At 60.1% G+C, this 26,520-nt stretch carries 21 protein-coding genes; 11 read left to right on the top strand and 10 right to left on the bottom strand.

Annotation, left to right across the window (positions count from 1 at the left end):
• From AACT07_RS04410 to AACT07_RS04435, 6 genes are all read left to right on the top strand, one after another.
• Positions 1-189: hypothetical protein (locus AACT07_RS04410; RefSeq protein ID WP_216093283.1), on the top strand; the 189-nt coding region annotated here is incomplete at its 5' end.
• Complete coding sequence (locus AACT07_RS04415) at positions 129-1,775, top strand: tetratricopeptide repeat-containing response regulator (protein WP_042056451.1); 1,647 nt, start codon at positions 129-131, stop codon at positions 1,773-1,775. The genes AACT07_RS04410 and AACT07_RS04415, both read left to right, overlap by 61 nt.
• A 66-nt stretch (positions 1,776-1,841) precedes the next feature.
• Positions 1,842-2,804: an ion channel gene (locus AACT07_RS04420; RefSeq protein WP_069526719.1), complete on the top strand. Its 963-nt coding sequence runs from the start codon at positions 1,842-1,844 to the stop codon at positions 2,802-2,804.
• Positions 2,805-2,919: 115 nt separating this feature from the next.
• Positions 2,920-3,726, top strand: a complete 807-nt coding sequence (xthA, locus tag AACT07_RS04425; RefSeq protein ID WP_005337776.1) for an exodeoxyribonuclease III — start codon at positions 2,920-2,922, stop codon at positions 3,724-3,726.
• Positions 3,727-4,123: 397 nt separating this feature from the next.
• On the top strand, positions 4,124-5,323 hold the full coding sequence (locus AACT07_RS04430; protein ID WP_031227697.1) for an efflux RND transporter periplasmic adaptor subunit: 1,200 nt from the start codon (positions 4,124-4,126) through the stop codon (positions 5,321-5,323).
• Between the two features lie 9 nt (positions 5,324-5,332).
• Entirely contained in the window at positions 5,333-8,437 is a 3,105-nt protein-coding gene (locus AACT07_RS04435) for an efflux RND transporter permease subunit (RefSeq protein WP_069526720.1), read from the top strand.
• Between the two features lie 60 nt (positions 8,438-8,497).
• On the opposite strand, the gene AACT07_RS04440 is transcribed toward AACT07_RS04435, so the two are convergent.
• The 3 genes from AACT07_RS04440 to AACT07_RS04450 form a co-directional block, all read right to left on the bottom strand.
• The gene (locus AACT07_RS04440) at positions 8,498-9,583 is read right to left on the bottom strand and encodes an HlyD family secretion protein (RefSeq protein ID WP_005361696.1); all 1,086 of its coding nucleotides are present in this window, start codon (positions 9,581-9,583) and stop codon (positions 8,498-8,500) included.
• Positions 9,580-9,978 (bottom strand): hypothetical protein, encoded by a 399-nt coding sequence (locus AACT07_RS04445; protein WP_225315416.1) that lies wholly within the window; start codon positions 9,976-9,978, stop codon positions 9,580-9,582. The genes AACT07_RS04440 and AACT07_RS04445 overlap by 4 nt, the downstream gene beginning before the upstream one ends.
• A 191-nt stretch (positions 9,979-10,169) precedes the next feature.
• A complete protein-coding gene (locus tag AACT07_RS04450; RefSeq protein WP_069526722.1) occupies positions 10,170-11,354 on the bottom strand; it encodes an OmpP1/FadL family transporter in 1,185 nt (394 codons plus the stop codon).
• A gap of 394 nt (positions 11,355-11,748) precedes the next feature.
• On the opposite strand from AACT07_RS04450, the gene AACT07_RS04455 reads away from it, so the two are divergent.
• From AACT07_RS04455 to AACT07_RS04470, 4 genes are all read left to right on the top strand, one after another.
• Positions 11,749-12,249 carry a hypothetical protein gene (locus AACT07_RS04455; protein ID WP_083249915.1) on the top strand — a complete coding sequence of 167 codons (501 nt, stop codon included), beginning with the start codon at positions 11,749-11,751 and terminating at the stop codon, positions 12,247-12,249.
• A 293-nt stretch (positions 12,250-12,542) separates the two neighbouring features.
• Positions 12,543-14,051, top strand: a complete 1,509-nt coding sequence (locus tag AACT07_RS04460; protein ID WP_069526724.1) for an efflux RND transporter periplasmic adaptor subunit — start codon at positions 12,543-12,545, stop codon at positions 14,049-14,051.
• A complete protein-coding gene (locus AACT07_RS04465) occupies positions 14,048-17,176 on the top strand; it encodes an efflux RND transporter permease subunit (protein WP_069526725.1) in 3,129 nt (1,042 codons plus the stop codon). The genes AACT07_RS04460 and AACT07_RS04465 overlap by 4 nt, the downstream gene beginning before the upstream one ends.
• A gap of 44 nt (positions 17,177-17,220) precedes the next feature.
• Positions 17,221-17,574: a copper-binding protein gene (locus tag AACT07_RS04470; protein ID WP_069526726.1), complete on the top strand. Its 354-nt coding sequence runs from the start codon at positions 17,221-17,223 to the stop codon at positions 17,572-17,574.
• A gap of 118 nt (positions 17,575-17,692) precedes the next feature.
• On the opposite strand, the gene AACT07_RS04475 is transcribed toward AACT07_RS04470, so the two are convergent.
• From AACT07_RS04475 to AACT07_RS04495, 5 genes are all read right to left on the bottom strand, one after another.
• Complete coding sequence (locus AACT07_RS04475) at positions 17,693-18,610, bottom strand: ABC transporter substrate-binding protein (RefSeq protein WP_069526727.1); 918 nt, start codon at positions 18,608-18,610, stop codon at positions 17,693-17,695.
• 83 nt (positions 18,611-18,693) lie between these two features.
• Positions 18,694-19,497: an ABC transporter ATP-binding protein gene (locus AACT07_RS04480; RefSeq protein ID WP_069526728.1), complete on the bottom strand. Its 804-nt coding sequence runs from the start codon at positions 19,495-19,497 to the stop codon at positions 18,694-18,696.
• Entirely contained in the window at positions 19,497-20,534 is a 1,038-nt protein-coding gene (locus AACT07_RS04485; RefSeq protein WP_069526729.1) for a FecCD family ABC transporter permease, read from the bottom strand. Before AACT07_RS04485 ends, AACT07_RS04480 begins: the two co-directional genes overlap by 1 nt.
• Positions 20,535-20,541: 7 nt before the next feature.
• A complete protein-coding gene (locus tag AACT07_RS04490; RefSeq protein WP_069526730.1) occupies positions 20,542-21,558 on the bottom strand; it encodes a FecCD family ABC transporter permease in 1,017 nt (338 codons plus the stop codon).
• 175 nt (positions 21,559-21,733) lie between these two features.
• Complete coding sequence (locus tag AACT07_RS04495) at positions 21,734-22,537, bottom strand: siderophore-interacting protein (protein WP_069526731.1); 804 nt, start codon at positions 22,535-22,537, stop codon at positions 21,734-21,736.
• 324 nt (positions 22,538-22,861) lie between these two features.
• Here AACT07_RS04495 and AACT07_RS04500 point away from each other — a divergent pair, with 324 nt between their 5' ends.
• Complete coding sequence (locus tag AACT07_RS04500; RefSeq protein WP_042055501.1) at positions 22,862-24,379, top strand: HD domain-containing phosphohydrolase; 1,518 nt, start codon at positions 22,862-22,864, stop codon at positions 24,377-24,379.
• A gap of 94 nt (positions 24,380-24,473) precedes the next feature.
• Here AACT07_RS04500 and AACT07_RS04505 read toward each other — a convergent pair whose 3' ends face one another.
• On the bottom strand, positions 24,474-25,739 hold the full coding sequence (locus AACT07_RS04505) for a TIGR03503 family protein (RefSeq protein ID WP_069526732.1): 1,266 nt from the start codon (positions 25,737-25,739) through the stop codon (positions 24,474-24,476).
• Positions 25,736-26,470, bottom strand: coding sequence for a DNA polymerase III subunit epsilon (gene dnaQ / locus AACT07_RS04510; RefSeq protein WP_064336501.1), 735 nt, complete (start codon positions 26,468-26,470; stop codon positions 25,736-25,738). Before dnaQ ends, AACT07_RS04505 begins: the two co-directional genes overlap by 4 nt.
• Between the last annotated feature and the right edge of the window lie 50 nt (positions 26,471-26,520).

Below are 26,520 nucleotides of genomic sequence, written 5' to 3' on the forward strand. Positions count from 1 at the left end.
ACAACTCATCGCGGGCAAAAGGCGGACAAACGGAGATGGTTCGCAATCGACAACTTGGCCAATTGCCTCTTCGGGCGCTTTGGTGGCACACTTTCTCCCATCAGCCCGCAGCGCCTCGACCCAGACAGATGCAGACACCTGAACAAGAGCCAGAAAAAAAGAGCCCAGCCAAGCCACAACGCATTCTGATGGTCAATGAGCAGCGCTCGTTTCAGGTGATGATGAAGGCGATGCTGCTCAATCTGGGTATCAGCAACATCACCTACTCCAATACCGCCGAGGATGCGCGGCGCCGCTGCCAGAAGGGCAGTTTCGACATCTATCTCATCGATTACGATCTCGGGGTTGGCGAGAATGGCCGCCAGCTGCTCGAAAGCCTGCGCGACAAAGACCTGATCCCGCCCCAGAGCGTGGTGATCATGGTGAGTGGCGACAGCTCCCGCGCCATGGTACTGAGCGCGCTGGAAGCCGAGCCCGACGAATACCTGATGAAGCCCTTCTCTCAGGAGCAGTTCTCGTTTCGCTTGAAGCGTGCCCTCGCCCGGCGCAACGCCCTGGCCAGCGTCTTTACCGCGCTGGCCGATGACAATCTAGCAGCCCTCATTACCGCCTGTGCCGAGCGGGCCGATGCGGTGCCCCGTTTTGCCAACTACTGCCGCTGCCTGCAGGCCGATACCCACCTCAAGCTGGGTCAGGCACAGGAGGCGCGCTCTTTAATGCGCCAGCTGCTGGCCGGGCAAGAGAACAGCTGGGCTCGCCTGACACTGGGCAAGGCGTGCAACACCCTGGGGCTCCACGAAGAGGCGGTCAGCCATCTGCAGGCGACCCTCAAAAATACCCCGCTGATGGTGGAGGCTCACCTCTGGCTGGCGGAATCCCTGCTGGCCCTTGGCAATGACGAGCAGGCGCAGCAGGAGCTCAGACGGGCGGTGGATATCTCCCCCCAGTCGGTGCAACTCTCCCGTCGGCTGGCGGAGGTGTGCCTGCAGCGCCACGACTACGCCCAGGCCAAGGATGTGCTGATGTCGCTGATCGACCTGTCGCGCAACTCCATCCACCGAACCCCCCATTATCTGGGGGCCTATATCCAGACCCTGACCCTCTACGCCCTCAACAGCAACGACAGCTACCACATCGCCAACCTGCAAAAGCAGGTCAATTCTGCCCTGTCGCGCATCCGCGATTCGTTGATGATGTCGGAGTTCAACTACCCGGTATTCGAGCAGATCTGTCAGGCCCGGGTTCAGATTGCGCTGGGGGAGCTGCTCAAGGGCAAGAAGATGCTCTATCGCGCCAACCAGAACTGGCTCGATGAGCCTGCCACCATGCCCCCCGCCCTCCTTGGCGAAACCATCCTAGCCCTCTATCAGCTCGGCGAGTTCGAATATGCCGAAAGCCTGCAAGGACTGCTGGCGGAGGACGAAGATCGGCTGCTCACCACCTGCATTCAGGCAACCCGGGATGACAAGACGGTGCTGGAGCGGCGTCAGCGCTACCAGCAGCTCAACGATCTGGGGATCAAGGCCTATCAGAGCGGCGAGCTGGAGCAGGCCCTCGGCCATTTTCGCGAGGCCCTGCGCCGCGCTCCCGCCAATACCGGTGCGGCTCTCAACAAGATCCAGGTGCTGCTGCAACTGATGCAGAAAAACCGCAAGAGTCCGGAATTTGGTGCCGAGTGCAAAGACACCCTGGACGTGCTCGACGGCATCCCCCTCAACCCGGCCCAGCAGGAGCGTTTTCGCAAGCTGCGTCAGGAGTTCAACCAGTTCAGCTAAGACCCCGCCACGCCCCCTTTTCCCCGCCTATGCTGAAACCAGTTCGGCAATGCGAGGGAAACGAAGATGGCGATGTGTCGTTATCTGGTGGCCGATGGCCGCCACTGCAGTGAAGAGGCTGGCGAGCACGATCTCTGCCACTGGCATGATCCCCACCATACCCATCAGGAAGCCCACACCGCCGAGGCGCTTGAACAGTTCGTTCGCGCTGGCGGACTCTGCCACGGCCTGCAGCTGTCACGGGCCAATCTGGCGGGCCTCAATCTGGTCAACAAGGAGTCCGATCAGGGATTTTTGCTGGAGCAGTGCAACCTCTATCGTGCCAACCTGCGCGGTGGTCACCTCTACGGCCTGCGCATGAAGGGCGGCAGCCTGATGAAGGCCGATCTCAGTGATGCCAACCTCCAGTGCGCCACCCTCGATGACGTCAACCTGCTCGGCATCCGCTGGCACAACACCCGGCTCGACAACATGCAGACCGGCAAACGGGTGATGCAGGATCGCAAGGGGCGCCGCGAACGGGATCCCAAACAGGCGCGCATCTGGTTCAAGGAGGCGGAAGAGACCTATCGGGATCTGCGCAAAGCCTCCGAGGCACAGGGGATCTTCACCATGTCCGGCAACTATATCCAGCAGGAGCTCACCATGCGCCGCCTGCAACTGCCGTTCTGGTCGACCCAGCGCTTCACCTCCTGGGTGGTCGATCTCTTCTGCGGCTATGGCGAGGCCCCGATGCGGGTGGTGCTCTTCTCGTTGCTGCTCATCTTTATCTGCAGCATTTTTTACTTCTTCTGCGGACTGCATTTTCAGGGCGAGCACCTCATCTACCAGCCCGGTGCCCCTCTCGAGCAAAATGCCATCTTCCTGCTCGAATGCCTCTACTACAGCGTGGTCACCTTCACCACGTTGGGGTACGGCGACTTCACTCCGGTCGGGCTCTCCAGGATCTTCGCCGCCTTCGAAGCCTTCACCGGCAGCTTTACGCTGGCGCTGTTTGTGGTGGTTTTCGTCAAAAAGATGACCCGCTGACACCTCTGCCCACCCCGCGGTGCCTGCCACTGACGCAGGCCCGCGGCCAAACTTGCATCCACCGCCGATTCCTAGTCCAATAGCCACTTATAAAAATGACATGAGCATCCCGGACATGAAGATCATCTCTTTCAATATCAACGGCCTGCGCGCCCGTTTGCACCAGCTGCAAGCCATCATCGACAAGCACCAGCCCGATGTGATCGGCCTGCAGGAGATCAAGGTGCACGATGAAGCATTCCCGCTGGCCGATGTGGAGGCCATGGGCTATCACGTGGAGTTTCACGGCCAGAAGGCCCACTACGGGGTCGCCATCATGAGCAAGCAGAAGCCGGTCAAGGTGGAGAAAGGCTTCCCCACCGACGATGAAGAGGCCCAGCGCCGGATGATCATGGCCACCTTCGAGCGCGAAGACGGTTCCCTCATCAAAGTAATGAATGGCTACTTCCCGCAGGGTGAAAGTCAGGATCACGAGACCAAGTTCCCGGCCAAACAGAAGTTCTACGAGGATCTGCAGCACTACCTCGAGACCAACCACACCCCGGACGACCAGCTGGTGCTGATCGGGGATATGAATATCTCCCCCACCGATCTCGACATCGGCATCGGCGAGGCAAACCGCAAGCGCTGGCTGCGGGATGGTAAATGCTCCTTCCTGCCCATCGAGCGCGAGTGGATGGAGCGACTGAAAGGGTTCGGCCTCACCGACACCTTCCGCGCCGCCAACCCCACCGAGTGCGAGCGTTTCTCCTGGTTTGACTACCGCTCCAAGGGCTTTGACGAGAACCGCGGCCTGCGCATCGATCTCATCATGGCCTCCGACGCCCTCAAGGACAAGGTGACCGAGACCGGCATCGACTACGAGCTGCGCGGCATCGAGAAACCCTCCGACCACGCCCCCATCTGGGCCTGCTTCGCCTGATGCGGCACAAGATTAACCGATGAGCCGCGACGAATTCGTAAACTGTGAAGCGGCTCGCGGTTGCCTGCGATAAAAGGGCGTAAAAAACCCATCCAGACAAGGTGCCTTATGGCACCTTATTTTTTGCAGCAAGGAGTGGCTGGCGTGATACGGTTGCGAAGAGCCCTGGCCCGGGATGAATATCCCCGAAGCCCCCCGCCCATATCGGAAAAGTCAGACTTTTTTCGTCAATCGGCAACCCTAATTGCCACTTTGAGAAGGTTGTGTTCAAGATTGCCGCCCTATCATCTCCCATTCCAATCATAAAGAAGTTGTTTTTTTAATCATGAAGTTAATGATGTGTATGGAGAAACATGCTGAACGCAGCAGCCGAAATCGATCCAACAGGAGTGTGATGATGAAGGTGTCCAATGCCGGAAGAGAGGTTTACAAACGCAGCTTGCTGACCCTGGCGCTGATCAGCGGTCTGAGTGCCTGTGGCGGCGAGACGACCCAGACGGCACAGACCATGCCTGCCGTCCCTGTGGTGGTCGCCGAGGTCAAGCTGACTGATGTACCGCTCACCACCGAGATGGTGGGAGAGACCGCCGGTTTTCGCGAGATCGATGTGCGCTCCCGGGTCAGTGGCATCCTGCTCAAGCGCACTTATGTGGAAGGCCAGCCGGTTACCGCCGGTCAGGAGCTATTTCTGATTGACCCGGAGCCCTACAAAGTGGCGCTGGAGCAGGCCAAAGGGACTTTGGCTCAGGAGCAGGCCCGTCTCAACAAGGCCCGTGCCGATCGGGATCGCATCATTCCCCTCTTCAAGCGTCAGGTGGTGAGTCGCAAGGACTATGACGACACCATCGCCAACTATGAAGCGGCCATCGCCAGTCATCAGGCCGCTCAGGCCAAGGTGAAAGAGGCGGAGCTCAACCTCAGCTACACCCAGGTGACCGCCCCCATCAACGGCATGGCGAGCAAGAGCTCCCAGTCCGAGGGGAGCCTTATCTCCACCAGCGGCGACAACGGCCTGCTCACCACCATCACCCAGTTTGATCCGCTCTACGTCAACTTCTCCTACTCGGAGCAGGATCGCCTCAACTTCGAAAACTCGGTAAAAAAAGGGGTGATTGAGGCGAAGGATGCCACCACCTGGCGCACCCATATTCGTCTGGCCGATGGATCCCTCTATCCGGAGGCGGGCAAGCTCAACTTCTCCGACAACCGGGTCGATCCCCAGACCGGCACCATCCGTGCCCGCGCCATCTTCGACAACAAGGACGGCGTACTGCTGCCGGGCCAGTTTGTCCGCATGACCATCGATCTGGGCACCCGCAAAAATGCCATCGTGGTGCCGCCGCGCGCCATCGTCCAGTCCCAGGCTGACCGCATGGTGATGGTGGTCGATGCCGACAACAAGGTAGTGCCCCGTCCGGTGACCCTGGGCGCAGCGGTCGACTCCGGCGTGCTGATCGAGAGCGGCCTGCAGGCAGGTGAGCGCTATATCGTCGAAGGCTTGATGAAGGCTCGCCCCGGCGCCGTGGTAAAACCTGTCTCTGCCGACGAGATGAAGGCGATCACCGGCAAGGTGGTCAGCCAGTCTGCGGCCAAGTAAGGAGCCCGTATGTTTTCCAAGTTCTTCATAGAACGCCCCATCTTCGCCAGCGTGATTTCGATCATTATCGTGCTGGGCGGTTTGGCGGCGATGCGGGCGCTCCCCATCGAGCAATATCCCCAGATCACCCCGCCGGTGGTCTCGGTCACGGCGTTTTATCCGGGCGCAACCCCGGAGGTGATCTCCCAGACCGTGGCTGCGCCGCTGGAGCAGCAGATCAACGGCGTCGAGCGGATGATCTACATGCAGTCGGGGTCGGCCTCCAACGGCCAGATGAACCTCAACGTCTACTTCGAGATCGGCACCGATCCGGATCAGGCCACCATCAACGTCAACAACCGGGTCTCGGCCGCCATGGCCCAGCTGCCGGAAGAGGTGAAAAAGCAGGGGGTGACGGTCAAGAAGAAATCGACCTCCATCCTGCAGGTGGTCACCCTCCAGTCACCAAACGGCTCGTTTGATACCACCTATCTGTCGAATTACGCCCTGCTCAACATCATCGACGAGCTCAAGCGGATTCCCGGCATCGGTGATACCACCTTGTTTGGCGGTACCGACTATGCGATGCGTATCTGGCTCAGGCCGGATCGACTGGCCCAGCTCGAGCTCACCCCGAGCGACGTGATTGGCGCCATTCGCGAGCAGAACACCCAGTTCGCGGCAGGCAAGATTGGTGCCCAACCCACCACGGCCCCCATCGACTTCACCTACACGGTGCAGACCAAAGGGCGCCTTGAAGATGTGAAGGAGTTCCAGAACATCATCGTCCGCTCCATGCCCGATGGTTCCAAGATCCGAGTCCGCGATGTCGCCCGGGTCGAGCTGGGGGGCAAGGATTATGATCTGGTCGCCCGCGCCAACGGCAAACCGGCCATCGGTATCGCCACCTATCTGCAACCGGGCGCCAACGCCGTAGCGGTTGCCGATGCGGTACACGCCACCATGGAGCGACTCAAGGAGCGCTTCCCGCAGGATATCGAGTACCAGATCCCCTACGACACCACCGAGTTCGTGAAGATCTCCATCGAAGAGGTGGTGCACACCCTGTTCGAGGCAATCGTACTGGTATTCGTGGTGGTCTACCTGTTCCTGCAGAACTTCCGCGCCACCCTGATCCCCTGTATCGCGGTGCCGGTGTCGCTCATCGGGACCTTCGCCGGCATGCTGGTGCTCGGTTTCTCCATCAACCTGCTGACCCTGTTCGGCATGGTGCTCGCCATCGGTATCGTGGTAGATGACGCCATCGTGGTGCTCGAGAACGTCGAGCGGATCATGAGCGAGAAGAAGTGCTCCGCCAAAGAGGCTGCCATCCTCGCCATGCAGGAGGTCTCCGGTCCGGTGGTCGCCATCGTACTGGTGCTCTGCGCCGTGTTCCTGCCGGTCGCCTTTATGGGTGGCATGACCGGGGTGATGTACAAACAGTTTGCCATCACGGTCGCGGTCTCGGTCGCCATCTCCGGTCTGGTGGCACTGACTCTCTCCCCGGCCCTCTGTGCCGTGTTGCTGAAAGAGGGACACCACAAACCTGCCCGCTTCTTCGTCTGGTTCAACGAAAAATTTGACCAGCTGACCCGCGGCTATGTACGGGGTGTGGCCTTCCTGAACCGTCGGGTGGGGGTCGCCTTTGCCATCATCGCCGTGCTGATCCTCTCCATCTACGGCCTCTTCCTGAAAGTGCCGGGCGAACTGGTACCGAACGAAGATCAGGGCTACCTCATCTCCGCCGTCATGCTGCCGGATGCCGCCGCGATGAGCCGGACCCAGGCGGTGGCGGATCAGTTCGACAAGATCGCCATGGCCAACCCCCATGTGAAGGATGTGATCACCTTCTCGGGCTTTGACATTCTCTCCAATGCCATCATCAGCAACAGCGGCATGACCTTCATTACCCTGAAGGACTGGAGCGAGCGTCAGGAGACAGGACAGGACTCCTTCTCGCTGGCCAAGACCTTCCAGGGCTTGAGCCTGATGGGGCTGGCGGATGGCTTTGTCGCCTCCTTCAACCCGCCTCCCATTCAGGGGATGTCCACCACAGGTGGCCTTGAGGCCTATCTGCAAAACCGTGGCACCGGCAACGCCCAGGCCTTCTCCGGCGAAGTACAGCGCTTCCTTGAAGCAGCCAAGGCGCGCCCGGAGTTTGCCAGCGTCACCAGCACCTACCGCGCCAACGTGCCACAGGTCTATCTGGACCTGGATCGCGAAAAGGCCAAGGCGCTTGGGCTGCCGATCAACGCGGTGTTCGACACCATGCAGGCCACCTTCGGCCAGGTCTATGTCAACGACTTCAACCAGTTCGGCCGTACCTACCGGGTGCAGTTGCAGTCCGAGGCAGACTATCGCGCCAAGAAGAGCGACATCCGCAACGTCTATGTCCGCTCCGACAAGGGGGAGATGATCCCGCTCAGCAGTCTGGTGACGGTGCGTGATGCCACCGGCCCCGAACTGGTCGAACGCTTCAACATCTTCCAGGCCGCCAAGATCATGGCCCAGCCTGCCCCCGGCTACAGCTCGGGTCAGGCCATCGCCGCGCTGGAAGAGGTCGCCAATGAGGCTCTTGGCAACGACGCCAAGCTGGAGTGGACCGGCTCCGCCTATCAGGAGAAAGCGGCCGCAGGCAGCGCTGGCATGGCCTTTGGTTTCGGTATCGTGATGATCTTCCTCATTCTGGCCGCCCAGTATGAACGCTGGAGCCTGCCGTTTGCGGTGATCACCGCCGTACCGTTCGCCCTGTTCGGTGCCCTGCTCGCCACCTGGCTGGTGGGGCTGACCAACAACGTCTACTTCCAGATCGGGCTGGTGACCCTGGTCGGCCTTGCCGCCAAGAACGCCATCCTGATCGTGGAGTTCGCGGTGATGAAGCACGAAGAGGGGATGAGCCTCATCGAGTCGGCACTGGAGGCGGCACGCCTGCGTTTCCGTCCGATCGTGATGACCTCGCTCGCCTTTATCCTCGGCTGTGTGCCGCTGGTCACCTCCAGCGGGGCCGGTGCCGCAAGCCGTCACGCCCTCGGCTGGCCGGTCATCGGCGGCATGCTGGCGGCCACCTTTATCGCCATCTTCTTTATCCCGCTCTTCTTCCGCCTCATCATGAGAGGATCGGAAAAAAGGGCCTGACTATTCCGGTAAAGCTCACCAAGCCCCTCCCTCACGGAGGGGCTTTTTTATGTCAGTCCGTTACATCGCAAACAGATAGGCCTTCATCGCCTTGAGACGGACGGTAGCCGCACCGATGATGTCGATAAAGCCAAGCAGCGGATGGGGTTTATGTGCCGAAATCCAGGCTGAGCCGGTTGCCCCAATTGGCAGGTCCACACCGTCCGGCACCAGCATGTCGAGTACCACTGTCCGGCCATGGCTCGACATGTTGTTGCCCACATGCTGTCGTACATCCTGATCCCCCTGCGCAACACTCATCTGGGCCTCCCCCGTACCAGTAAGTACTGAGTGCACCCGTGCCCGAAAGATGCGCCCGGGATAGGCATCTACATAAAACTCGGCAAACTGGCCTGGTGCTATGTTGCGAAAACTCTGATCCGGAATGCGAAACTCCAGAAACTTGCGAGAAGTGTCGTATAGATGCATGTTGCCGGTACGGGAACCGCTGGCAATATTGACTATCGAGACCTGACCATCAAACGGAGCCCTGATCACCTTCTCTTCATTCCGTCGCTCCTGCAAGGCCAGCTCTGTCTCTAGATTCAACACCTGAGCTTCAATCGCCTGAACCTTCGCTTCACTGGCACTCAGTTGCGCCAGATCGCCATCAATTTGGGTCTGCAGCTGGTCACGGCTCTGAATACTGGCGAAGTTACCCAACTGGGTCAGCCGAGCCAATTCCTTGTGATTGAGGTTCAGTCGTGACTGGATCGCTCGCTGCTGGCTTACCTCTGACGCCACCTGGGCATGCTGGGCGTCAATCTGATAGCTCAACGCCTGAGACTTACCGTTACTCTCCCAGTCCGCAAGACTATAAATGGGCTGACCACGCGCAACACGCTGATTATGCGCAACATAAATCTGATCTATCTGATGAAACTGGTTGATGCCTAGTAATGGTCCCAACACCGCATGAGGTGCCTTGACCGTCGCCGAATCGGTAAAATCCACCGGAGCCAAATGGCGAGAGGTAGTCAACAAACCAAGCGCCAATAACGCGCCAATTGCGGTACTCCAAAAACCCGTTTTTAGGTTCCAAGGCAATATGTTCAGCTTGACCAGCAACCAGACGATCAGGATATAGGGCAGCAGGATCTCTTTCATGATGCCTCCCCCTCATGACGGCCACGTCGAATACCATGGCCGATAATAAGGCTCATCCGCTCGCTCAGCACATCCCAACGGGCAAAGGCGATGATAACGGCAAGCACCCACCAGGTCTTGTCGATAAACAGTCCGCACAAGGAGAGCGCAAACACCAGGGTGATATGCACCGACTCAGACACCTTGGCACGATGCACAGCGATCTCATGCAGTTGCCACAGCAGATAGACCAGATAGAGGACCACATAGAGAGTGATCACAGTAATCACCCCCATAAAGATCTCGGAATCAAGCAGTACCATGATGGCTGGCAAAGCATGGTTGAACTTGGTCGCCTCAATTGGATAGATGTGGGCACCTTTCGAGAAGAAGACAACCAGAGCAACCGTGACCAATATAAACGTCAGGCGCCAAAGCCACCGCGCTAACGCAGAGGTTGATTGTGATGACATTTGATGTTGTTCCTTGAGTAACGGATGAGCAAACAAGTGGACCTCACGAGCCACCCAGCTAATAACGCGCCGGATCGGCGCGAAGGGCAGGATGAAGAAGCCCCCAACCAGTGAAGGCTTGCAAGGCTCACAACTCAGAACTGGTGTTGCACACCGATGTTGAAGAAGTTCAGGTAGCTGTTGTTGTAGCTGCCGGACAAGTGCGGGCGACCGATCCCGTTTTGATCCACTGGCATATCACCCAGCCAGGCCAGGGTATAGCTGGCTTCCACCTTGGTGGCTGGGCTCAACTGATAACTGGCCCCCAGACCCCAGCGCCAACCAGAACCCACTGGAAGCATCACAGTACGGTACTCATCACTCACTGCACTACTGTCATAGCCTATTCCGCTGCTCAAACGCAGTGCAGGGGTGACATCAACCTGTGTCCCCAGGCTGGCATGCCATGTATCCTTGTAATTCATATCAATGGTTTGGCTGCCCATGGCAGATGCCACACCGATATCGCCAAAACGGGACCACTGCTGCCAGTTGGCACTGGCCAGCAAGGCCCACTGGTCGTTGAGCTGGTGATAGCCACTTAGCGTAATGGTCTGCGGAATCATGATCTCGACCCCTAGACCTGCCACATCAGCACGTGGGAAGAGCTGATCTTCCAGCTCCCACTTCAGTTCGGAGAAGTAGCTCAAACCGATACGGGAGTACTGATCCAGCTCGTAAAGTACCCCGAAGGAGGCGCCATACGCCCAGTCGCTGTTGGAGAATTCCCGCCCTTCCCCCATCCCGGACGTCAGATCCACAGAGGCTTCCAGCGAACCATTCATGGCGATCAGGCTGGCTCCCACTGACCAATTTGAGTCAATGCGGTACGCCAGACTCGGAGCAAAGGCGATGCCGGTCAGCTTGGCCGACTGGGTATAACCACGACCATCCCAGCCATCGCCATAATCGATACCCAGACCGTGACTGCCAAAGACGCCGATACCTGCGACCCATTGATCGTCGATGGCATGAGTCAGATAGAGGCTGCCGAGCGGCGCGGTCTGCAGGGCATTTCCACCGTTGTTACCGCCGTTGTCCAGATCCAGCTCAAGATCGCCGTATACCACACCGCCATTGACCTGCAACTGGGTACCTTCCAGTTTGGTCATACCGGCCGGGTTGCTTGCGATAGTATCTGCCCCTTGGGCACGGGCGGCAGACCCTGCGTTGGCCAGCGCACTGTTGGCAGTGCTGGTCTCGTAGAGGGCAAGGCCGCCAGCCATGGCTGATGGACTCAGCAAAGCGGCAAGCATCAGCGACAGCAGTCGTGGCTGCATTTCAATACTCCTGAATAGTGAACATGGTGAGCACCCGGCAAGGTGTGCTGCTCAAAAACACGGTTTGACTCTTTGATTGTCAGCATCCGGGAGACCTGCGGCTTTATACTGCTCGCTCATGGCGTCACGGGATGGATAAGGTCGGCAAGCACTCCTGCCGCAGTCATTTATGCCGAAGCAAAAGAGTGAACCATCACGCCATCGTGGTAACTGACAGGGGGCATCCTAACGGGATGAGGGGCATGCTTCATTAGGGTTGGGCATACACAATGGTTAAGCATTGCTTAAATATCCTCCCCCCAACACAGCACCTCTATTACATCACCGGCGCCATTGACCTTCACCTCGTGGCAAGGTTTACAGTCCCGCCATCTGCTCCCGAAGGATGCCCGGATTGTCACTCACCCAGCTTGCTGCAAGATTGCCCTCTGTTGCTCTGGCCCGGCTATTGCTGGCGCTGCTGCTCGTCTGCAATCTGACTCTCTGCATCAGCTGGCATGGTTCTCCCCTCTCCTCCGAGCCGACCCCAAACAGGGCCCAGTCGATGGTGATGTTCGATTCATCCATGGCGATGGCGGATGACGATATCTCTCATGCAATGCCCGCAATGGATCACCCGGGCGATGTCATGCCTCTCTCCTGCCATCAGGGAGACGAGGGGTCAGCCATGGGCGATGAGTGCCAGATGCAGACCGGCGTCAATGCTCTCTCCTTCGGCGCGATGGCTATGCTGGGTGTACTGGTCGCCCTGCTGATCTTCCCCCTGCTACTTGGCAACAACGTCGCAGCGTCACTGCTTGATAACTGGTTGCGGGATCCCTTCCTGCGCTCGCGCGGTACTCACCCTCCCTCCTGGCCACGCCGACACCTGATGCTGTCGGTGCTGCGCCACTAGAAAGTCCTTCTCTTTCGACAGCGGCAAGCCTCGGCTTGTCCGTTTTCTGCTGCCTTGCCTGACCCTGTGACGACTGGCCCCGCCAGCAACAGGGAGCCGTGCGCACTGATACAGCTGCGCCCCGTTTGCCGCCAGCCCCTTTGGTGATGCCTTGCACCTCACCCGACCGGCGGCCTGCAAAAGAGAAGACGTATTATGTCACCAGCCCACTTTTCACAGTCCAAGGTTGCTGCCTTCGCGGGCGCCTTATCCTCCTGCACTTTCTGCATGCAGACCCGCGCCGGAGGCCAGTCATGAACAAGACCATCCTGATGTCGGCCCTGCTGCTCGTCCTTGGCGCCGGTGGCGGCTACTGGGCCGCCAAACAGACCTCCGATGGCGCCAGCGCCAAAGAGAAGACGCCGCTCTATTGGGTCAACCCCATGGATCCCCGCGACAAGCGCGACGGCCCGGCCAAGGACAACATGGGGATGGACTTTATCCCCGTCTATGAGGAACAAAAAAACGGCTCACCCGGCACAGTCACCATCAGCCCCGAGATCCAGCAGAACCTGGGGGTGCGGCTGGCCAAGGTGGAGAAGCTGCCTATCCACCAACAGATCGAGACGGTGGGCTATGTCGGGTATGACGAGGACAGGCTGGAGGCAGTCAACGCCCGCATGGCGGGCTGGATCCGCACCCTCGCCATCAAGAGCGAGGGGCAGCAGGTGAGCAAGGGGAGCCTTATTTACGAGCTCTACGCGCCGGATCTGGTCAACGCCCAGCACGAATACCTGCTCGCTCTCAACACCGCCAACCCACTGCTGCTGCGCGCTGCCGAGGGCAAGCTCAAGTCCCTGCAGGTACCGGCAGATCAAATCTCAGCCCTCAAGCGCACCCGTCAGGTGCGCGACACCATCAGCATTTACGCCCCCAGCAGCGGTTATGTCTCCGAGCTCAAGGTGCGCGAGGGCCAGTATGTTGAGCCCGCTGCGGCGCTGTTTAACATCAGCACCCTCAAGCAGGTGTGGGTCAGTGCCGAGGTGTTCGAGCGTCAAGCCGCCCAGCTGAAAGTGGGGGATCCGGTCACCATGACTCTCGACTATGCCCCCGGTCGCAGTTGGCAAGGTAAGGTGGATTACCTCTATCCGACCCTGGACGCAGCTACCCGCACCCTCAAGGTGCGACTGCGCTTTGACAACCCGGACGAGTTTTTGAAACCCAATATGTTTGCCAAGGTGAGCATTCGCACCGGGCAGGGAGAGCCGCAATTGGTGGTGCCGAGCGAAGCGGTGATCCGCACCGGCAGTCAGGATCGGCTGGTGCTGGCGTTGGGGGATGGCAACTTCAAGTCGGTCGCCGTCACTCTCGGCCCCCAGTTTGGCGACAAGGTTGCCATCAAGGCAGGGGTAGAGGCTGGGGATAACATCGTCAGCTCGGCCCAGTTCCTGCTCGACTCCGAGTCGGCCATCGATTCGGACTTCCAGCGTATGACGGCGGTGCGCCCTGCACAGGTGTGGACCCAGGGCGAGGTTGAAAGCATCGATCTGGCCAACCGTACCCTGATGGTCTCCCACCAGCCCATCCCCGAGTGGCAGTGGCCCGCCATGGAGATGGAGTTCACCGTCGCCGACGGGGTCGATATCAGCAAGCTGGTCGAGGGGCAGACCCTGCACCTGCAGGTAATGCAGGAGGGGGATGAGTACCGCATCACCACCATCCATCAGGAGAAGGCCCCGACCAGCGGCCATGCTCTTGAGCAGGCAAAAGATGAGATGGAAGGGATGGGCCATAGCCAGCACAATATGGGAGCCAAGCCATGATCCCCTCGATTATTCGCTGGTCAATCGGCAACCGCTTTCTGGTGCTGCTTTTGACCCTCATGCTCACCGCCTGGGGGCTCTGGTCGGTCAAACAGACCCCGGTGGATGCCCTGCCGGATCTCTCCGACGTGCAGGTGATCATCAAAACCTCCTATCCGGGCCAGGCGCCTCAGGTGGTGGAGGATCAGGTCACCTACCCGCTTACCACCGCCATGCTGGCGGTACCGGGGGCCACCACGGTGCGCGGCTACTCCTTCTTCGGCGACTCCTTCGTCTATGTGCTGTTTGACGACAACACCGACCTCTACTGGGCCCGCGCCCGGGTGCTGGAGTATTTGAGCCAGGTTACGCCCAATCTGCCCGCCTCCGCCCGCCCCCAGCTCGGCCCCGATGCCACCGGGGTGGGCTGGGTCTATCAGTACGCGCTGGTGGACAGAACTGGCAAGCATGACCTCAGCGAGCTCACCTCGCTGCAGAACTGGTTCCTCAAGTACGAGTTGCAGACGGTTGAGGGGGTCTCCGAAGTCGCCACCGTCGGCGGCATGGTGCGCCAGTATCAGGTGCGGGTCGATCCGGACAAGCTGCGCGCCTACGGCATCCCGCTCTCCCTTATCGAGACCGCCATCAAGCAGGGCAATCAGGAGACCGGCGCCTCCGTCATCGAGATGGCGGAAGCGGAGTACATGGTGCGCTCCAATGGCTATCTGAAAAGCGTCGAGGATCTGAAGCAGATCCCGCTCGGTACCAATGTGCGCGGCGCCCCGCTGCTGCTGGGGGATGTGGCAGATGTGCTCACCGGCCCCCAGATGCGGCGCGGCATCGCCGAGCTCAACGGTGAAGGGGAAGTGGTGGGCGGCATCATCGTCATGCGCTATGGCGAGAATGCCCAACACACCATAAACGGGGTCAAGGCGCGGCTGGCGGAGCTGAAGAGCAGCCTGCCACAAGGGGTGGAGATCGTTACCGTCTATGATCGCTCCGACCTTATCCAGCGCGCCATCGACAACCTCTCCGGCAAGCTGCTGGAGGAGTTCGCGGTGGTGGTACTGGTCTGTCTGGCCTTCCTGTTCCACCTGCGCTCGTCGCTGGTGGTGGTCATCACCCTGCCCATCGCCATCCTGACCGCCTTCATCGTGATGCACCTGCAGGGGATCAACGCCAACATCATGTCGCTGGGGGGCATCGCCATCGCCATCGGCGCCATGGTGGATGGCGCCATCGTGATGATCGAGAACGTCCACAAACACATGGAGCGGGAAGCGCTCACCGACAAGAACCGCTGGCGCATCATCACCGAGGCGAGCATCGAGGTGGGGCCCGCCATCTTCTTCTCCCTGCTCATCATCACCATCAGCTTCCTGCCGGTGTTCGCGCTGGAGGCGCAGGAGGGACGGATGTTCCACCCCCTCGCCTACACCAAGACCTACGCCATGGCGGCGGCGGCCGGGCTCGCCATCACGCTGGTGCCGGTGATCATGGGTTACTTTATCCGTGGCAAGGTGCTGGCGGAGCAGGCCAACCCGCTCAACCGCTGGTTGAGTCAGGGCTATGTGCCACTGCTCAAGGCCGTGCTGGCCCGTCCGAAAACCACCCTTGCCATCGCCGCCGTGGTGACGGTGGCGGGCTTCTGGCCGCTCAAGTACCTGGGCTCCGAATTCATTCCGCCGCTCGATGAGGGGGACATCATGTATATGCCCACCACCGCGGCCAATATCTCGGTGGGCAAGGCGCGGGAGATTTTGCAGCAGACCGACAAGCTCATTCGCACCGTGCCCGAGGTGCAGAACGTGTTTGGCAAGGCGGGGCGCGCCGAATCGGCCACCGACCCCGCCGACCTGGTGATGATGGAGACCAGCATCCAGCTCAAGCCCCGCGATCAGTGGCGACCCGGCATGACCCCGGAGAAGCTCAAGGAGGAGCTGGACTCCCTCATCCGCTTCCCCGGTCTCACCAACGCCTGGGTGCCCCCCATCAAGACCCGCATCGACATGCTGGCCACCGGCATCAAGACCCCGGTGGGCATCAAGATAGCGGGGCCGGATCTCAAGGTGATCCAGCAGCTCGGCCAACAGCTCGAACAGATCGTCGGCAAGGTGGAAGGCGCCTCATCGGTCTACGCCGAGCGGGTGGCCGGTGGCCGCTATGTGAAGGTGGATATCGACCGGCTCAAAGCAGCCCGCTATGGCCTCAACATCGCCGACGTGCAGGCGGTGCTCGCCACCGCGGTGGGCGGCATGGAGGTGGGCCAGACCATCGAGGGGCGCGAGCGCTATCCCATCAACCTACGCTATCCCCAGAGCTATCGGGATTCGGTGGCCAGCCTCGAGCTGCTGCCGGTGGTGACCCCGAGCGGGGCGCGCATCGCGCTGGCGGATGTAGCCCGGGTCTACATCAGCGATGAAGCCCCCATGCTGCGCAGTGAAAACGCGCGGCTCAACGGCTGGGTCTACGTCGATATTCGCGGCCGCGATATCGGCTCCTTCGTCGATGAGGCCAAAGCCGAGGTGGGCAAGCAGCTGGTGCTGCCGGCGGGCTACGCCCTCACCTGGTCTGGCCAATACGAGTACATGGAACGGGCCAAGGCGCGCCTCGCCTACGTGGTGCCGCTGACGGTCGCCATCATCGTGCTGCTGCTCTATCTGGCGTTTCGCCGCGTTCAGGAGGTACTGCTCATTCTCACCACCTTGCCGCTGGCGGTGGTGGGCGGGATCTGGACCCTCTGGCTGCTCGACTTCAACCTCTCGGTGGCGGTCGGGGTGGGCTTTATCGCTCTGGCGGGGGTGGCGGTAGAGACCGGCGTCTTGATGCTGGTCTACCTCAACCACGCCTGGGATGACCTGGTGGCCAGCGGCAAGCCGGACAAGGCGGGTCTGCATCGGGCGGTGATCCAGGGCGCCGCCCTGCGCCTGCGTCCCAAGATGATGACGGTGGTGACCATTATCGCCGGCCTCTTGCCCATCATGTGGAGCCACGGTACCGGATCCGAAGTGATGCAGCGCATCGCCGCCCCCATGATCGGCGGCATGGTGAGCGCGCTGGTGCTGACCCTCTTGGTGCTGCCCGCGGCCTACTACCTGTGGCGCAGTCGCAGCCTTGGCAAGAGCGCGAACCCGCAATCCGAATAACCCGATTTCACGATCCATATTGACTGAACGATGAGGAAACCATCATGAACTACAAAACGCTGACCCTGACCCTGCTGCTTGGCCTTGCCACCCACACCAGCCTGCAAGCCGAGGAGATGACGCACAATGAAGGGCACGAGATGAGCCAGACGGGTGAGATGAACGAACAGGCCGCAATGGTGATGACCAAGGGGGTCATTACCCGCCTCGATGAGGGGAGCGGCAAGGTCGGCATCAAGCACGAGGCGATCGAGAATCTCAAGATGCCCGCCATGACCATGGTCTTTCGAGTGGCAGATCCGGCCCAGCTCAAGGAGCTGAAGGTGGGGGATGCCATCCACTTTCATGCCGAAAGCCAGAGCGGCAAGCTCACAGTGACAGCCATCCAGCCGCAATAAACGGCTCTGGCTCGCCGAAGAGGTCACGATAGACAGTGACAACGCAAGAGGGAGGCATCAGCCTCCCTCTTCTTTGGTCAACCTGTTCATGTGGTCAACCTCTGGCGCGCGATAGCACTCAGCTGCGGGTTGCCAGCAACTGCTCCACATCCTCGATCACCTTGAGGGCCGCCTGCGGGCCGCCGCTGGAGGTCCAGAGCGACCCGTCCACGGCGCCAAAGCGCTTGGCCTTGATCACCGGCAACTGCTGGAACGCCGGGGTCTGCTCCGCCTGACGCATGGCATCCACCGCATCACCGGTGGCGCTCAGGGTACCGACCACCAGCCAGTCGGCATCCAACAGGTTGAGGGACTCCAGACTCAGCGCCGGTGAATGGGGCGCGCCAGTCCCCTGTTGTTTGCCCGGACGCACCAGCCCCATCGACTCCACTACGCTGCTGGCAAAGGTGCCCTGATACATAAAGCTCGGCCCCTTGGGGTTCCAGCGCACTATGCTGATGCTCTCCCCCTGATGCTTGGCCAGCTTGCTGCGAGCCTGAGTCAGCCGCTCGGCATACTGCAGCAAGAAAGTATCCCCTTGCTGGTCGCGGTTGAGGGTGTGAGCGGTGCGGCGGAAGCTATCCTGCCACGGTTCACCCCACTTGCTGGTCACCACGGTCGGCGCGATCTCCCCCAGCAAGGTCAGCAGCTCGGGACGGGTCTGGCCGGTCAGGATAAGGTCGGGCTCCAGCGCAATCAGCGACTCCAGATTGGGGCTGTCGAGATCGCCGATCACCTGGATCCCCATGCCCGCCTTGTTCAGCAAATAGCGAGGCAAGGTGGGTTGACCACGGCCATTGACGGCGCCGATGGGGGTCAGCCCCAGGGTCAGGGTGCTGTCGAGTTCGAGCTCGCTCAGCACCACCACCCGCGTTGGCTGGGCTGGCACCTGCACCTTCTGGCCAAACGCATCGGTCACTTCACGCATCTCCTGCGCCTGAACCCGCGGCGCGGCCAGCATCAGGATGGCTGCTGCCAGGGCGGCAAAACGCTTCATCATCTCACTCCTTCTCGTTGCACGGCCCGGATAATCGGCCGCGTGAATACACTCGGTGGGCCCACAGAGCAGGCCCATATGACTCAACTCGCCGAACGCAGGGCTCGGCCATGTTCGTGACGACGGGGCACGATAATGGGTGCCCCGTCGCCGGGGGCATGCAGAATGTCGACACTGGTCTGGTAGAGCTGATCGATCAGGGATTTGGTCACCACCTCCCGGGCCGGGCCCATGGCGGCAATGGTCCCCTCGCCGATGGCGATCAACTCGTCACAGTAGCGGGCCGCCATCGCCAGATCGTGGATCACCAGCAGCACGGTTTTGCCTTCGGCAGTGATGCGATGGATCGCCTCCATCACCTCGGTCTGGTGGCCGATATCGAGGGCGCTGGTGGGCTCGTCGAGCAGCACCATGTCGCTGTCCTGCGCCAGGATCATCGCAAGCCAGGCCCGCTGCGCCTGCCCGCCGGAGAGGGACGCGGCGCTCTGCTGCCAGATGCTTTCAAGCTGCATCCGCTCGCAGGCGCTGCGCACCATGCTGGCATCCTCCTCACCCCACTGATTGAACCAGCCTTGATGAGGGTGGCGGCCATACTGCACCAGCTGCTCCACCAGAATGCCGGCAGGCAGGGTCGGCCGCTGGGGCAGATAGGCGAGCTCCCGCGCCAGCCCCTTCATGGGGTAACTGGAAAGCGGCTTGCCCTTGAGCAGGATCTCGCCGCGTTGGGCTTTCATCTGGCCGGAGAGCAGTTTGAGCAGGGTCGATTTGCCGCAGCCATTGGGGCCGACGATCCCCACCAGCTTGCCCCTCGGCACGCTGAAGGAGATATCCCGCAAAATGGGGGTCTGCTGATAGGCGAAATGGAGGCGATTTACGGTGAGCGTCATCAGTCAGCCCTCTGGCGATCGTTAACAAGAAGAAACAGCAGCAACAGGCCGCCGAGAATGCGGGTCATGATACCGGTCGCCACCTCGTGGGGGCTGGCCAGCACCCGGACCAGGGTATCGCTGGCAAGCAGCAGCAGGGCGCCGCTAAGCGCAGCCAGCCAGAGCGGCACCACCCGGTCTTTTACCAGCCAGGAGGCAAGAATGGGGGCCGCCATGGCGATAAAGACCACGGGCCCGCCGATGGCGGTGCCGAGCGCCGCCACCAGAATGGCCTGGGCTAGAATGCCCAGTTGCACCCGATCGCCGTTGACGCCAAGCCCTCTGGCCATCTCGGGGCCAAAGCGCAGCACCGCCAGCGAGCGGGAGAGATAGACGATCCACGGGCAGAGCAGCAGCAACAGGATGGCAATCGGGGTGATAGTGCTGTAACCCACGGCGATAAAGCTGCCCATGTTCCACAGATAGAGGGAGCTCAAGTGCAGCAAAGCCTGGGTGGACATCACAAACTGGCCGAGCGCCTCGAACAGCTCGGAGAGGCCGATACCGATCACCACGAACAGATAGCCCTGCTCACCCGGTTTGCGGCAGAGGGCATAGAGCACCAGCGCCGCGAAGATGGCGCCGATGGGGGCCGCCCACCAGGGCCAGCTGCCCACGGTCAGGTAGAGGGAGAAGACGATGATGGCCAGAGAGGCGCCGTTGTTGACCCCCACCATGTCGGGTGTGGCCAGCCGGTTGCGCACCAGAGTTTGCACCAGACAGCCGGAGAGCCCCATGGCCGCCCCCGCCACCACGACCCCAAGGATGCGCGGCAGCCGGATCTTGAACAGGGTGAGCTGCTCAAGCCGGGTCCCCTCCCCCAGCAGGGTGTTGACCACCCCGGCCAAGCCAAGCTTGCCGCCGCCAACGCTCAGGGCCAGCAGAGCCAGCGCCAGCAGCGCCATGGCCAGCAGAGCAAGCCAGCGCCAGCTCGGTAGATGGAGCAGCAAAGAGCGGTTGCCGGCCCGCAGGCAGAGCATATCGGTAGGTGTACGCATCAGCCCCTCACTTGACGGTCAGCAGGGTACGAAAGCCCCCGCGGTGAACGATGGCGATCAGCACAGGTGCACCGATCAGGGCCAGAATGACCCCGTTTGGCAGCTCGAACGGCTGGATCAGCCAGCGCGCCAGAATGTCGGCCAACAGCAGAAACAGCATGCCGAACAGGGCGGAGAAACAGACCTGCACCGACAGCTTCACCGGCTCCACCAATCGGCCACAGTAGGCGGCCAGAAAGCCGACAAAGCCGATGGGGCCGGCGATAGCGATGGCACTGGCGGTAAACAGAGTGGCGGCCAGCAGCACGCCAATTCGCACCCGGTTAGGGCGGATCCCGAGCGCCTGGGCCTGACTGTCCCCCATCTGCATCAGGGTCAGCTGGCGACAGAGCAGCAAGGTGATGACAAACGCCGCCAGCACGAAGGGCAGTACGGCTATGATGGCATCGAGATTGGCCGCCGACAGGGAGCCGAGGTTCCAGAAGCGGTACTGCTCCAGCACCATCTTGTTGGAGAGCAGCAAAAAGCTGGAGAGACCGCCGAAGGTGGCGGAGAGCGCCACCCCGACCAAAATGAGCTTGAGGGGGTTGGAGCGGCCAATCATCATGCCAAGCCCCAGCACAATCACGTTGCCGAGCAGCGCGCCTAGTCCTGCCCAGAGCAGATAGCCGTAGGCGGACTCCACCCCGAACCAGGTGAGCCCCACAACCAGCGCAAAGACGGCCCCGGCGTTGACCCCGAGCAGACCGGGCTCCGCCAGCGGGTTGCGGGTCGCACTCTGCAACAAGGAGGCAGCCAGAGATAAAGAGGCGCCGACCACCATGGCGCAGAGGGTGCGCGGCAGTCGCAAGGTATTGAGCACCATGGCGAGCTTCTCGTCGCCAGCCCAGCGGGCATCCCCCATCAGGTAGCCGAGCACCTCGCGGGCACCATAAACACCCGCACCGGTGGCGAGCGAAAGAGAAAGCAGTACGAACAGTAGGAACAATCCCAGCCAGAACAGAGGGGTCTGGTACTTAACCACCCTTTACGACTCCTTGCGTTGGGTCTGACAACATGCAGCCAAACCGACGTGAAAACAGGGCGCTCTTGTGTCAACGGAAATAAAAACGCCGCCCGGACGAATACCCGGACGGCGCAATACTAAATGCAAATCATTTTTATTTGCAAGGGTGAATCAGGTATTCTTTCGCATCCGCTTAATTATCCATCACATCGTGACGGGTCTGGTGATAGGCCTCTTCACTCTTGCCCCGGCGCCAGTACGGCACGGCGTAGAGCGACTGACGATCCACCTCGAGCACAGACCGAAAATGGCGGCGCAGCGGCAGCACTAGCGCCTCTTCCCCACCCAGCCAGAAGAAGCCACCATCGCGCACCAGCGGCAGAGCAATCACATGCTCCAGCAGGCCGCTGGACTCGGGCTCGCCGACAAACCAGTGACAGCGAACCCCGACCGGCAGCGTCAACGGCTGAGCATCGGCCTGATCCGGCACCAGAATCGCAATTTCCCCTCTGGCATCGGCAGGCATCACCTCACACATCGCCATGATGGCGGGCAAGGCGGTGAGATCCCCCACCAGGCAGTAGTGATCGGCCGGTTGCAGCATGGGGTTGGGGCCACCCGGCCCGGAGAGGATCACCTTCTCTCCCGGCTTGGCATGGGTGGCAAAGGCGCTGGCGGGCCCGCCGTCACCGTGCAGCACGAAGTCGATATCAATTTCCTGCTCATCACGGCGAAACGCGCGGATGGTGTAGGTGCGGATCACCGGCTTGTCCGCCGGGTCACTCCAGCGCGGGCCGCTCGGGGTCATGGCAGGCAGCACCGGCTCTACCTGATGGGGCTGGGCCAGCATCACCTTGATATGGGCCCCACCGCAGGTAAAAGGATAGTCAGCCAACTCGCTGCCACCAAAGGTGATGCGACGCAAATGGGGGGTGATCTGGGTAATGGCTTTGACAGTCAGCAGACGGGGACGATTGGGAGGCAGAGATGGGGACACGATGGGGCTCCTCGTTGAGTGTGTCGCCCATGCTACACGCAAATAGGAATCACTATCAAATAAGATTGTTTCTCGTCTAATAGCTACAAGCTGGATTCAAACATTCCCAACCACTAGCGTCCACACCCCAATCCAGAAATAGGCTTTATGCACGCTAGCTCCATGATTGGGCAAAGAAAGGAGCCGGACAACGCCACAGTCATAAAGGGTTCCATTTGCTTATTTCGACCATAGTTTTTCGAGATCAAATTTTATTTCCCAATAAGTTTCCTATCCTTAGTGAAGCAGTTAATGTAAGCACAGGATGCCAAACAGGATTGTATGATGGATGACCAGATCCTGATTATTGATGATGACGATCTCTCCCTCCCCGACGCACAGCAAGCGGGCTGGAAGGTGATGATTGTTGACGATGAGCCTGAAGTGCATCGCATCACCAAAATCACCTTGAACAAATTCGAGTTTGACAATCGCCCCATCGATTTTCTGCATGCCTATTCCGCGGCACAGGCCAAGGAGTTGCTGGCCACCACCCCGGACGTTGCCCTGTTGCTGCTGGACGTGGTGATGGAGGTCGACCACGCCGGCCTCGATGTCGTCAAATACGTCCGTGAAGATCTGCAAAACAAGATGGTACGCATCGTGCTGCGTACCGGCCAACCCGGCCAGGCGCCGGAAGATGACGTGGTCACCAACTACGACATCAACGACTACAAGGATAAAACCGAGCTCACCTCCCAGAAGCTGCGCACCCTGCTGCGGGCCAGCCTGCGCTCATATCGGGATATTCGCACCCTGGAGAGTAACCGCCAGGGGCTGGAAAAAGTCATCGAAGCCTCCAAGGGGATCTTTGAGAAAAGGGCCTTGCGCCAGTTTGTCGAAGGCGCCCAGGAGCAGCTCAGCGCCTTGCTCCATCTGGGGGAAACCCAGATATACGACGTCAAGCAATACGCCTATGAGGTGAAGGATCAAGTATTGGAGCCCCTGCTCCCCGGCCATCCCGCCATGCTCCTCACAGAAGCGCCGGAGATCCTGCGCCAGGCCATGAGCAAGCGCAGCAACGTCTATAACGCCACCCAGATGGTGCTCTACTGTCAGAATCCGCGCCACCACCTGCTGTTCCACATCGAGACCACCCGCCAGCTCAGCCAGATCGATACCAGTCTGCTGACCCTGTTTACCGAAAACATCATAGTGGCGCTGGAGAATATCCGGCTCAATGAGGTGATCGCCGACAACCAGCGGGAGATCATCTATCGCATCGGCGAACTGGTCGAAACCCGTTCAAAAGAGTCAGGGCTGCACGTCAAACGGGTCGCGCTCTATACCGAACAGTTCTGCCACCTGATGGGCATGAGCGAAGAGCAGAGCGAGCTGGTGAAACGAGCCTCGCCGCTCCATGACATTGGCAAGGTGGGAATTCCTGATGCCATCTTGCACAAGCCGGGCAAGCTGACACCGGAAGAGTGGGAGATCATGAAAACCCACGCCCAGCTCGGGCAGGATATGCTCTCCGGCAGCGATTTGGCGCTGTTTCAGATTGGTGCCACCATCGCTGGCAATCACCATGAGAAGTGGAATGGCAGTGGCTATCCCCGCGGTTTGAAGGGGGCCGATATTCCGCTGGAGGGGCGGATTGTGGCGCTGGCTGACGTGTTCGATGCCCTGGGTTCGGATCGCTGCTACAAGAAGGCGTGGCCGCTGGACAAGGTGCTGGCCCTGATTGAAGAGGAGAAGGGGCAGCATTTCGACCCCCAGCTGGTCGAGCTGATGATGGCCAATCTGGACAAGTTCCTCGAGATCCGCGAGCAGAACAAGGATGTCTATATCGGCGAACACTGATAGCCAGCTTGTTCTGTTTATGAACTAAAAAAAACCGCCCTGCTTATCAGGGCGGTTTTTTATCTTCTGGCATCACGCCACTTCAGTACGAGGGTTACTGCTCTGGCAGATTGAGATCCAGCTTGGCAGCAGGTTGTCCAGCTTGCTGATTCTCGGCCTGTGCAGCGGCCAGAGCACGCTTCAGGGCACGCCGTTTTTGTATCACCACAAACCCGACCCCACCCAATACCGCCAGCAGCACACCACCACCTGCCAATGCCCAGATCAGCCAGCCCATTTCCTCCTCTGCCGGAACTTCATGGGTCGCCTCGGCACTGGAGGCCGGTGTGGCGGCCGACACCACCTCTACAGGAGGCGGCGGTGGCGGGAAGACATTGAAGGTTTTCACCGGCAACTCGATTTTCAGCTCACGGCCGAGGCGAGTGGTGCCATAGAGGGTTGCTTTCACCTCATGCTGACCGACCTCCTTGATGTTGGAGAGATCGATATCAAGCTTGGGGTCGCTGGCGGTCTCGCTGAACTCGTAGAGGCCGCCCACATTGCTGGTCACACTCCCCTTGACCACCACAGAGGCGGGATCCAGCTCATCACGGTCGATTAGCAGTGAGAGCTTGGCACCCAGCTCATCCGAAGGCGGCGACAAGTTATAGCTGAACGGATAGGGGTAAAGCAGCACATCCTGATAACGGGCACGGACAAACACCTGATTGCCCGTGCTGAACATGGCGCGGTACTTGCCACCGGGAATATCCTGCAGCGTCACTTCCGCCGTCATGATGCCATCGCCTGGCACCTCATCTAGCCCCTTGCCATCATCGCGATAGTGGCCAAGTACTTGATCCAGCACGACCTCTTTCTTATCGGCATCGCTGAACGATTGCAGCTTGACGGTCATGCCAAGATCAGAGAGATAGTATTTATCTTTCGGCGGCTGACCATTGATCAGCAACCACGCCTTGAGCTTGACCACCTCCCCCTGATAGAGCTGCATCGGCAGGGCGGCGATATCGAGCCGGATATCGGAGAGAATGCGCACCCGGTTGTCGGGATCCACCTCGCCAATCGCCTGCCAGGGGCCCGGCATGGGATTGCGCAGGGTAATGAGATCATGCTCTGGCAGCGCCAGCCAACCCACATCGGCAGGTTTGACCTTGCCCACGTAAAGCTTGCTGCCATCGGGGCGAACCAGGATCACGGACGGGGTGCCCGGCTTGCGCTTGATGATGAAGGTTATCTCCTTAACCCCATAATCGATGCGAAAGCGGTTATCCAGCAGCGGAATATCGGAAGGGGCAAATACCTCGGTCGCCGTCGCCCCCAGCGAGAGCAATAGCAGCAGACCGGCACACCACTTGCTCATTGCCGCCACAGACAACTTCCTCCTTTCTTCTGTACCAGGTCCAGTCTCGCCTCGTGCAGGGCCTGAACCTCGGTGCTGGCACGCACCACCTTGAGGGCGGGTCGGTTGCTCTCTAACCGGCGAATGCTGGTGTCCTGATTGCTCTCGTTTTCATTGCTTTCGGTGGCCAGATTCAGTTTAGTCTGACCACCGGTCATCAACAGATAGACGTCAGCCAGGATCTCCGCATCGAGCAGAGCCCCGTGCAGGGTACGGTGGGAGTTGTCGATACCGTAACGATCGCACAGCACATCCAGGTTGTTGCGCTTGCCGGGGAAGAGATCCCGCGCCATCGCCAGGGTATCTGTGATGGTGCAGATATCCGCCGTCTTGAAGTTGAGTCCGAGCTTGCTGAACTCGTAGTCCATGAAGCTCACGTCAAACGGTGCGTTGTGAGCGATCAATTCGGCGCCGCGGATGAACTCGAGGAATTCGTCGGCAATCTGGCTGAACGACGGTTTGTCACGCAGGAACTCGTCGGTAATACCGTGCACCTGGATCGCTTCCGGGTCGACCAGACGATCAGGCTTGATATAGACGTGATAGTGGTTACCGGTCAGCTTGCGGTTGATCACCTCCACACAGCCGATTTCGATAATGCGGTGCCCCAGATAGACAGGGCCGCCCGCCGTATTCATACCTGTGGTTTCAGTATCCAGAATGATCTGGCGATTCAGTTGGGGTGTGTTCATGATCCAATCTATGTCAAACTTCGGCTTTACTTACTCGCTAGTTTACCCCA

Source organism: Aeromonas sp. ANP5 (genome assembly GCF_963870295.1).
In the GTDB taxonomy this organism is placed as follows: Bacteria; Pseudomonadota; Gammaproteobacteria; order Enterobacterales; family Aeromonadaceae; genus Aeromonas; species Aeromonas veronii.

Coding starts and splice junctions, on each gene's coding strand:
- AACT07_RS04500 (WP_042055501.1), top strand. CDS start 22,862: ATGGATGACCAGATCCTGATTATTGATGATGACGATCTCTCCCTCCCC.
- AACT07_RS04420 (WP_069526719.1), top strand. CDS start 1,842: ATGGCGATGTGTCGTTATCTGGTGGCCGATGGCCGCCACTGCAGTGAA.
- AACT07_RS04430 (WP_031227697.1), top strand. CDS start 4,124: ATGAAGGTGTCCAATGCCGGAAGAGAGGTTTACAAACGCAGCTTGCTG.
- AACT07_RS04465 (WP_069526725.1), top strand. CDS start 14,048: ATGATCCCCTCGATTATTCGCTGGTCAATCGGCAACCGCTTTCTGGTG.
- AACT07_RS04460 (WP_069526724.1), top strand. CDS start 12,543: ATGAACAAGACCATCCTGATGTCGGCCCTGCTGCTCGTCCTTGGCGCC.
- xthA (WP_005337776.1), top strand. CDS start 2,920: ATGAAGATCATCTCTTTCAATATCAACGGCCTGCGCGCCCGTTTGCAC.
- dnaQ (WP_064336501.1), bottom strand. CDS start 26,470: ATGAACACACCCCAACTGAATCGCCAGATCATTCTGGATACTGAAACC.
- AACT07_RS04470 (WP_069526726.1), top strand. CDS start 17,221: ATGAACTACAAAACGCTGACCCTGACCCTGCTGCTTGGCCTTGCCACC.
- AACT07_RS04440 (WP_005361696.1), bottom strand. CDS start 9,583: ATGAAAGAGATCCTGCTGCCCTATATCCTGATCGTCTGGTTGCTGGTC.
- AACT07_RS04415 (WP_042056451.1), top strand. CDS start 129: ATGCAGACACCTGAACAAGAGCCAGAAAAAAAGAGCCCAGCCAAGCCA.
- AACT07_RS04435 (WP_069526720.1), top strand. CDS start 5,333: ATGTTTTCCAAGTTCTTCATAGAACGCCCCATCTTCGCCAGCGTGATT.
- AACT07_RS04450 (WP_069526722.1), bottom strand. CDS start 11,354: ATGCAGCCACGACTGCTGTCGCTGATGCTTGCCGCTTTGCTGAGTCCA.
- AACT07_RS04505 (WP_069526732.1), bottom strand. CDS start 25,739: ATGAGCAAGTGGTGTGCCGGTCTGCTGCTATTGCTCTCGCTGGGGGCG.
- AACT07_RS04485 (WP_069526729.1), bottom strand. CDS start 20,534: ATGCGTACACCTACCGATATGCTCTGCCTGCGGGCCGGCAACCGCTCT.
- AACT07_RS04475 (WP_069526727.1), bottom strand. CDS start 18,610: ATGAAGCGTTTTGCCGCCCTGGCAGCAGCCATCCTGATGCTGGCCGCG.
- AACT07_RS04480 (WP_069526728.1), bottom strand. CDS start 19,497: ATGACGCTCACCGTAAATCGCCTCCATTTCGCCTATCAGCAGACCCCC.